Source organism: Polaromonas sp. (assembly GCF_029945895.1).
In the GTDB taxonomy this organism is placed as follows: Bacteria; Pseudomonadota; Gammaproteobacteria; order Burkholderiales; family Burkholderiaceae_C; genus Polaromonas.
In genome coordinates this window covers 1-7,438 of record NZ_JAQSDL010000113.1, presented here as the reverse complement: position 1 = coordinate 7,438, position 7,438 = coordinate 1, and the positions used below count along the sequence as shown (strand labels likewise).

At 63.8% G+C, this 7,438-nt stretch carries 11 protein-coding genes; 6 read left to right on the top strand and 5 right to left on the bottom strand.

From position 1 onward, the window contains the following. From PSV33_RS19880 to PSV33_RS18175, 3 genes are all read left to right on the top strand, one after another. On the top strand, positions 1-107 hold a 107-nt coding region (locus tag PSV33_RS19880; protein WP_366945609.1), incomplete at its 5' end, for a hypothetical protein. A gap of 62 nt (positions 108-169) precedes the next feature. Then, the gene (locus PSV33_RS18180) at positions 170-1,054 is read left to right on the top strand and encodes a DMT family transporter (RefSeq protein WP_096662802.1); all 885 of its coding nucleotides are present in this window, start codon (positions 170-172) and stop codon (positions 1,052-1,054) included. Then, positions 1,051-2,187, top strand: a complete 1,137-nt coding sequence (locus PSV33_RS18175; RefSeq protein ID WP_300561305.1) for an enoyl-CoA hydratase/isomerase family protein — start codon at positions 1,051-1,053, stop codon at positions 2,185-2,187. The genes PSV33_RS18180 and PSV33_RS18175 overlap by 4 nt, the downstream gene beginning before the upstream one ends. A 7-nt stretch (positions 2,188-2,194) precedes the next feature. Here the strand turns inward: PSV33_RS18175 and PSV33_RS18170 are convergent, their stop codons facing one another. From PSV33_RS18170 to smpB, 4 genes are all read right to left on the bottom strand, one after another. Next, positions 2,195-3,016: an anti-sigma factor gene (locus tag PSV33_RS18170; RefSeq protein WP_300561303.1), complete on the bottom strand. Its 822-nt coding sequence runs from the start codon at positions 3,014-3,016 to the stop codon at positions 2,195-2,197. Positions 3,017-3,028: 12 nt separating this feature from the next. Then, positions 3,029-3,568, bottom strand: a complete 540-nt coding sequence (locus tag PSV33_RS18165) for a sigma-70 family RNA polymerase sigma factor (protein WP_300561299.1) — start codon at positions 3,566-3,568, stop codon at positions 3,029-3,031. A gap of 27 nt (positions 3,569-3,595) precedes the next feature. Then, a complete protein-coding gene (locus PSV33_RS18160; protein WP_300563918.1) occupies positions 3,596-3,970 on the bottom strand; it encodes a hypothetical protein in 375 nt (124 codons plus the stop codon). A 108-nt stretch (positions 3,971-4,078) separates the two neighbouring features. After that, on the bottom strand, positions 4,079-4,633 hold the full coding sequence (gene smpB, locus PSV33_RS18155; protein ID WP_300563916.1) for an SsrA-binding protein SmpB: 555 nt from the start codon (positions 4,631-4,633) through the stop codon (positions 4,079-4,081). Positions 4,634-4,688: 55 nt separating this feature from the next. On the opposite strand from smpB, the gene PSV33_RS18150 reads away from it, so the two are divergent. Together PSV33_RS18150 and PSV33_RS18145 are read left to right on the top strand one after the other, a co-directional pair. Beyond that, positions 4,689-5,141: a type II toxin-antitoxin system RatA family toxin gene (locus PSV33_RS18150; protein ID WP_300561291.1), complete on the top strand. Its 453-nt coding sequence runs from the start codon at positions 4,689-4,691 to the stop codon at positions 5,139-5,141. A gap of 5 nt (positions 5,142-5,146) precedes the next feature. Beyond that, entirely contained in the window at positions 5,147-5,485 is a 339-nt protein-coding gene (locus PSV33_RS18145; RefSeq protein ID WP_300561289.1) for an RnfH family protein, read from the top strand. 18 nt (positions 5,486-5,503) lie between these two features. On the opposite strand, the gene PSV33_RS18140 is transcribed toward PSV33_RS18145, so the two are convergent. Further along, the gene (locus tag PSV33_RS18140; RefSeq protein WP_300561286.1) at positions 5,504-6,040 is read right to left on the bottom strand and encodes a DUF4124 domain-containing protein; all 537 of its coding nucleotides are present in this window, start codon (positions 6,038-6,040) and stop codon (positions 5,504-5,506) included. A gap of 143 nt (positions 6,041-6,183) precedes the next feature. On the opposite strand from PSV33_RS18140, the gene guaB reads away from it, so the two are divergent. Then, positions 6,184-7,438 (top strand): IMP dehydrogenase (gene guaB, locus PSV33_RS18135; RefSeq protein WP_300563914.1); only part of this gene is annotated, 1,255 nt, incomplete at its 3' end.

Below are 7,438 nucleotides of genomic sequence, written 5' to 3'. Positions count from 1 at the left end.
GCGTCGAGTTCATCGAGGACGACGAGCTGGTCGAGATCACGCCCAAGTCGGTCCGCCTGCGCAAGCGTTACCTCAAAGAGAGCGAGCGCAAGCGCTCCGGCCGCTAAAAAATCAAAAGGCGGTGCGGGCACCTGGGTGCCTGCCCGCCTTTTTTCTTTTTTTGGACACCATGAAACTGACGCACAGTCGCGCCGTACTCCTGATGATCGCGATCACGCTGATGTGGTCGATCGCCGGCGTGGTGACGCGCCATCTTGAATCCGCGCGAAGTTTCGAAGTGACCTTCTGGCGCAGTTTTTTCACGCTGCTGTCGCTGCTGGTCATCCTGCCGCTGTTCCAGGGGCGCGTGGTGTTCTCCAGAATCCGCCATGCGGGCCGCTTCCTGTGGCTGTCGGGGGTCTGCTGGAGCATCATGTTCACCGCCTTCATGCTGGCGCTGACCATGACCAGCGTGGCCAATGTGCTGGTCACCATGGCGGTGGGGCCGTTCATCACGGCCCTGGTCGCTCGGGTCTTCATCGGCCACCGCATTCCGCCCCGGACCTGGGTGGCCATTGCCGTCGCGGGTGTGGGCATTGCCTGGATGCACGGCAGCCAGGTGAGTCTGGGTGCCGGTGCGGGGCAGCTCGCCGGCACGCTGGTGGCCTTGCTGGTGCCCATGGCTGCGGCCGTGAACTGGACCGTGGTGCAGCGCAGCCAGGCGCATGGCGAAAAAATCGACCTGGTGCCGGCCGTGCTGGTGGGCGCTGCGATTTCATCGCTGCTCACGCTGCCGCTGGCGTTTCCGTTTGTCGCGACGCCGCATGACATCGGCCTGCTGGCCCTGCTGGGCCTGGTCCAGTTGGCGATCCCCTGCGTGCTGTCGGTGGTTTGTGCCCGGGTGCTGAAAGCGCCCGAGATGGCCTTGCTGGCGCTGCTGGAGATCATTTTCGGCATTCTGCTGGCCTGGGCCGGCGCGGGCGAGGTGCCTGCTGCCAGCGTGCTGACCGGCGGCCTGCTGGTTATCGGGGCGCTGGTTGCCAATGAATTGATGGGATGGAGACAGAGAGCATGAACCAGACAACAACACATACACCGACCCACAGCGACATCCTGACCGAGGTGCGCGGGGGTGTCGGCTTCATCACGTTGAACCGGCCCAAGGCGCTCAATGCGCTCTCGCTGTCCATGGTGCGCGACCTGACGGCGGCGCTGACAGCATGGCAGGGTGATGCGGCCGTGGTGGCTGTGGCCATTCGCGGGACCAACAAGGCGGGGCGACCCGGCACGCCGGAGAGCCTGTTCGGCGGATTTTGCGCCGGCGGCGACATCCGCTTTTTTCACCAGGCCGCGCTGGCCGGTGATTCGGACCTGGACGCTTTTTTCACCGAGGAATACCGCCTCAACCACCTGATCCACAACTATCCCAAGCCCTACATTGCCTTCATGGACGGTGTGGTGATGGGCGGCGGCATGGGAATCAGTGTCGGTGCCAGGGTCCGTATCGTGACCGAACACACCAAGATGGCCATGCCGGAAACCAACATCGGGCTGTTTCCCGATGTCGGCGGTGGCTACTTCCTGAGCCGCTGTCCGGGCAGTGTGGGGGAGTACCTGGCGTTGACCGGGGTGGTGATTGGTGCGGGCGAGGCGCTCGCTTACGGCCTGGCCGACATCGAGCGGCCCGCTGCCAGTCTGCCGGGTCTGTGGCAGCAGCTGGGGGATCAGGCCTTTTCCGATGTTTCCGCGGCCGAGCAATGGATTGCTACCAATTTTGTAGCTGGTGGCGCCCGTCCTGAAAGGGCTGAGAGCAGATTTGATGCTTGTTTTTCGCTGGCCCGGGTGAAACACATCGTCGACGCCCTGGAAGCCGCGAAGGACGACGACTGGGCGCAAAAGACCGCTGTCGTGCTGCGCAAACGTTCACCGTTGATGCTGCATGTGACCCTGGAGCAGATTCGCCGCGCCCGCAGCATGAGCCTGGCGGACGATTTGCGCATGGAGCGCGACATGGTGCACCACTGCTTCCACCTCCGCCCCGGCGCGGCCAGCGAGACGGTCGAGGGTATACGTGCGCTGGCGGTTGACAAGGACTACACGCCGAAGTGGAACCCGGCCCACATTGAAGATGTCAAGCCGCAGATGGTGCAGGCGTTTTTCGCCAGTCCCTGGGCGGCCGAAGCGCATCCCCTGCGCGACCTCCAGTGAAGCAGCCCTAAAGCTGCTGGTAGACCAGCTCGGCCAGCCGCATCAGTTCCTCACGCGCGACCGGGCCGCTCATGGCATATCCAAAGCCCTGGTCGGTCCAGTAAAACGCCGGCACTGGGCCGTCGCTGCTGTAACGGAAAGCGGTCTCCGCGCTGACCGGCTTGCCTGCCGCAGGGCTGCCCTCAAGCGCCCCCAGGTACAGGGTCACGCGCACGCCCGCAGCGTTCTGGAACATGAACTGCGCGCGGGCACCGTCATCTCCGGGTAACAACCTGCCACCCACCAGCTCATAGCCCTGGCTGGACAGCAGGGGCACCTTGACCGGTTTACCCAGGCGTCTGGACAGCCATTGCACCAGGTGGTCCTGCTGGGCCGCGCCGACTTCCACCGGGTGCCGCACTTCCGGCGCAAACACCGCATGGGCCAGCGTGGCCTGGTGCGCAAAAGCCTGGCTGGCGCGTGCTGCATGGCCTGCGGCATAAGAGGCCTTGCTACCGAGCTGACCGTGCGCCGTCCAGCCGACGGCAAAGGCCAGCAGCACGCCAGCGGCCATGCCGCCCCAGCGCCACCACGGGTCCAGCGCCTGCCGCTCGCGGGTGCTGCGTTGCACGGTCGCCAGCAAGGTTTCGGGAATGGGCTCGTCCAGCAGCTTCTGGTGCAGGCCGCGCAGCGCCTCACGCTGGTCCTGCCAGGCTTTCAAGGTTTCACCCACCAGGGGATCGTCCGCAACGCGTGCCATGGCGGCTGCCCGCTGTCCGGCTGTCAGTTGCCCATCGACCAGCGCATTGAGCTCGTCGTGGGGCAGGGGAGGTGTTCTTGAAGCGTCCATGGTGTGGGCTTGTTAGGGGAGTCGCCGCAAGGCCGAAACGTTCCCGGGGCTGTCTGTGGCCGCCTGAAACTGCGCCGGTTTGTCCATCAGCTCACGCAGGCGGGTGCGTGCCCGCGACAGGCGCGACATGACGGTGCCCAGCGGCACGCCCACCACGCGGGCGACCTGCTCGTAACTCATGTCTTCCAGGCTGACGAGCAGCAGCACGGCACGCTGGTCTTCGGGCAGCCGGAGCAGGCAACGCTGCAGGTCCAGAGCCTGGTCCTGCCTTCCATCGGGTGCTGCCAGCGTGTTGGCCAGTTCATCCACGTCAAGCGCAGGGCCCGCCTGCAGTTGCCGCGCCGCACTGCGCCGCTGGTTCATGAACAGGTTGTGCATCAGGGTGAACAGCCAGGCCCGCAGATCGGACCCGGCCGTCCAGAGACGCCATTTGCTGCAGGCGCGTTCCAGTGTGTCCTGCACCAGGTCGTCGGCGGCCCAGGCATCGCCGGTCAGCGCGCGGGCGTAGCGCCGCAGCCCGGGAATCTGTGCAATCAACTCGGAACGATCCATGGATGGCGTTCAACCCGGCCTGCAAATTCAGGGCTTGACGATGTGCCAGACGTTCTGCACGCCGTCACCGGTCTTGTCGCCGGCCTTGGTGTCCTTGACCCAGTAGTACAGCGGCTTGCCTTTCATGGCCCACTGTTTTTTGCCGTCGTCGCGCGTGATGATCGTGTAGTCGCCCGAGGCCTTGTCCGTGTCGGCGGCCAGCAGCGGCGGCCAGTTGGTGGCGCAAGGGCCATTGCAGACGGACTTGCCACTGCCCGTGACATCGCGGTCAAAGGTGTACAGCGTCATGCCGTTCGGGCCGACCAGCACGCCATCGGCGACTTTGGCGGGCGGGGGGCTGGTCACGGAGGCGCAGCCGCCGAGAAGGGCAGCGGTGAGGACGGCGATGGTCAGGAATTTCATGGTGAGCTCCGGTAGGTGGGTTGGGCAGAGCAGCTCTGCCACCCCACAAACACCTTTGAGCGCCAGTTTATTCCCGGCCCTGCAGAATATTTCTGAAAGACAGGGAAGTCAGCGGCTGCGCGACTTCATCGCGCGCTCGACCTCGCGCTTGCCTTCGCGGTCCTTGATGGTGTCGCGCTTGTCATGTTCGCCCTTGCCCTTGGCCAGGCCCACCTCACATTTGACCTTGCCGGCCTTCCAGTGCAGGTTCAGCGGCACCAGCGTGAAGCCCTTTTGCTCGATCTTGCCGATCAGGCGCCGGATTTCGTCCTTGTGCATCAGCAGCTTCTTGGTGCGCACCGAGTCGGGCCGGACATGGGTGGACGCGGTCCCGAGCGGGTTGATCTGGCAGCCGATCAGGAACAGTTCGCCGTTGCGGATCACCACGTAACCGTCGGTCAGCTGCACCTTGCCCTCGCGCAGCGACTTGACCTCCCAGCCTTCGAGCACCATGCCGGCCTCGAAGCGTTCTTCAATGTGGTAATTGAACGTGGCCTTCTTGTTGTCGGCAATACGCACGGCAGCGGCGGCAGCCTTGGGTGTCAGGTTGATGGCGGGCTTGCCCGTGGACTTTCCGGATGACGCGGCGGCCGGTTTTTTGGTGGATGCTTCTTTGGTGGCCATGGGTAAGAGGTAAGGGCGGCATCGGCTAATACAATCGAGCGCAGCCCATGATTGTATGAAAACCGTTCACAAGTCCGTTTTGATCTGGTACAGCGCAGCCGAAATGTTCGCCTTGGTCACCGATGTCGCCAGCTATCCGCAGTTCTTGCCCTGGTGCGACCAGGCCAAGGTGGCGGAAGAAGACGCGCAGGGCATGACAGCCAAGGTCGGTATCGCGTTTGCGGGTATCCACCAGAGTTTCACCACCCGCAACACCCATGTGCCTGACCGCCAGGTCTCTCTCAAGCTGGTGGACGGCCCTTTTTCAAAGCTGGACGGCGATTGGGACTTCACACCCCTGGGTGACGGCAGCCAACGCGCCTGCAAGGTTGATCTGACCCTGCGCTACGATTTCGACAACGCGGCGCTCGCAGCGCTGGTGGGCCCGGTGTTTGAAAAGATCGCCGGCAGCCTGGTGGATGCCTTTGTCAAGAGGGCCACCCAGGTTTATGGCGAGGCCGCGGCCTGAACGTCATGGTGCTGCTGGATATTTCGCTGCTGTATTCGCCCGGACCGCGGGAAGTGCGCGAGTGGCATTTGACGCTTCCGACCGGCAGCACCGTGGCGCAGGCCATTGCAGCCAGCGGCCTGTTGGCCGAGTTTCCGGAGCTGGCGGCAGGCCGGCTTGGGGTCGGTATCTGGGGCCGGAAAACCACTTTGCGCCACGAATTGCACCAGCAGGACCGGCTGGAGATCTACCGCCCGCTGCGGGTGGACCCGAAGATTGCGCGGCGCGAACGTTTCAGCAAGCAGGGCGTGAAGAAATCGGGGCTGTTTGCCAAAAAAAGGGCAGGGGCCAAGGCCGGGTACTGAAAGAGACCGGCTCGCTACCTACTTGCAGTCGCTGTCCATGATCGCCTGCAGGCGCTTGCTTTCGGCGGCACGTCCGCTGTCGTCCATGAACTCGCGCTCACCCTTGGCGTTGAGCGTGGATAACCTGTCTCCCGAATTGACGGAAGCCAAGCCCTTTTTGACCCTTTCACAGCTGTCGGCTCTGGCTTTAGCCACTTTTTCCTCTTCCGTCTTTTTCTTGGCAGCCTCCTCTTCCTCCAGTTTTTTCTTTTTGGCCTGCAATTCTGCATCCTTGCCGGAAATCTTCGGGGGAGTTGCTTTCGCAGGTGTCCCCGCGACTGCAGCCAGCGGGGCACCCTCGGCAGGCTCGGTGGCTGTTACTGACGCCTTGGCGCCACGCCGGCCGCCGGGCTGCTTGAGGATGTCCTTGTCCTGGATGTCAGAGGGGGGCGGACGGTCACTGAACACCTTGCGGCCGTCCTTGCCAATCCACTGCCACTGGGCGGCGGCCGACAGGGCAAAAGTCCAGCCGGCAATCAGCAGAACAAGGTGTTTGGGAGTGATTTTCAGTTCCATGGGATCAGTGTACTGGTTGCGCTCCTGCATGCGAGGATGGACGCCGCCTGGCGTGGCCTTTTTGTAACGCGGCAGGGAAGACTTTCGGCGCTAGGGTTTGTACCGACCGGCGCGGGTACAATCGTGTTTTTGGAGCCATCCCTATGCGCCTACTCGGCAAAGCGCTCACCTTCGACGACGTATTGTTGGTGCCAGCGTTCTCCCAGGTCCTGCCCAAGGACACCTCGCTTTCCACCCAGTTCTCAAGAAACATCCGCCTGAACCTGCCCCTGGTTTCGGCTGCGATGGACACGGTCACCGAAGCCCGGCTGGCCATTGCCATTGCGCAGGAGGGTGGAATCGGCATTGTTCACAAGAACCTGACGCCCAAGGAACAGGCCGCCCATGTGGCCAAGGTCAAGCGTTATGAGTCTGGCGTCGTGCGTGACCCGGTGGTCATCACGCCCGAACACACCGTGCTGCAGATACTGGAGCTGTCCGAACAACTCGGCATCTCGGGCTTTCCGGTCTGCGACGGCGGCAAGGTGGTGGGTATCGTGACCAGCCGCGACCTGCGCTTTGAGACCCGCTACGACGTCAAGGCGCACCAGATCATGACGCCGAGCGAGAAGCTGATCACGGTCAAGGAAGGCACGTCTGCCGCCGAAGCCAAGGCCCTGCTCAACAAGTACAAGCTTGAACGCCTGCTGGTGGTCAACGACGACTTTGAACTCAAGGGCCTGATCACCGTCAAGGACATCACCAAACAGACCAATTTCCCCAATGCCGCACGCGATGCCTCGGGCCGCCTGCGCGTGGGTGCGGCCGTGGGTGTCGGCGAAGGCACCGAAGAGCGCGTGGAGGCGCTGGTGCGGGCCGGGGTCGATGCCATCGTGGTCGACACCGCCCACGGCCACAGCCACGGCGTGATCGAGCGCGTGCGCTGGGTCAAGAAGAACTATCCGCAGGTCGATGTGATCGGCGGCAACATTGCCACCGGCGCTGCGGCGCTGGCCCTGGTGGAAGCGGGCGCCGATGCGGTCAAGGTCGGTATTGGTCCCGGCTCCATTTGCACCACCCGCATCGTTGCGGGTGTGGGTGTGCCGCAGATCATGGCGATTGACAGCGTGGCGATGGCGCTGCGCGGTACCGGCGTGCCGCTGATTGCCGACGGCGGCATCCGTTACAGCGGCGACATCGCCAAGGCGATTGCCGCCGGCGCAGGCACTGTGATGATGGGCGGCATGTTTGCCGGCACCGAGGAAGCCCCCGGCGAAGTGATTCTGTTCCAGGGCCGCAGCTACAAGAGCTACCGCGGCATGGGCAGCATTGGCGCGATGCAGCAGGGCAGTGCCGACCGCTATTTCCAGGAAGCCACCACCGGCAACCCGAACGCCGACAAGCTGGTGCCCGAGGGCA

Excerpts from the sequence above, each read along its gene's own strand:
- PSV33_RS18180 (WP_096662802.1), top strand. The coding sequence starts at position 170 with ATGAAACTGACGCACAGTCGCGCCGTACTCCTGATGATCGCGATCACG.
- PSV33_RS18175 (WP_300561305.1), top strand. The coding sequence starts at position 1,051 with ATGAACCAGACAACAACACATACACCGACCCACAGCGACATCCTGACC.
- PSV33_RS18170 (WP_300561303.1), bottom strand. The coding sequence starts at position 3,016 with ATGGACGCTTCAAGAACACCTCCCCTGCCCCACGACGAGCTCAATGCG.
- PSV33_RS18165 (WP_300561299.1), bottom strand. The coding sequence starts at position 3,568 with ATGGATCGTTCCGAGTTGATTGCACAGATTCCCGGGCTGCGGCGCTAC.
- PSV33_RS18160 (WP_300563918.1), bottom strand. The coding sequence starts at position 3,970 with ATGAAATTCCTGACCATCGCCGTCCTCACCGCTGCCCTTCTCGGCGGC.
- smpB (WP_300563916.1), bottom strand. The coding sequence starts at position 4,633 with ATGGCCACCAAAGAAGCATCCACCAAAAAACCGGCCGCCGCGTCATCC.
- PSV33_RS18150 (WP_300561291.1), top strand. The coding sequence starts at position 4,689 with ATGAAAACCGTTCACAAGTCCGTTTTGATCTGGTACAGCGCAGCCGAA.
- PSV33_RS18145 (WP_300561289.1), top strand. The coding sequence starts at position 5,147 with ATGGTGCTGCTGGATATTTCGCTGCTGTATTCGCCCGGACCGCGGGAA.
- PSV33_RS18140 (WP_300561286.1), bottom strand. The coding sequence starts at position 6,040 with ATGGAACTGAAAATCACTCCCAAACACCTTGTTCTGCTGATTGCCGGC.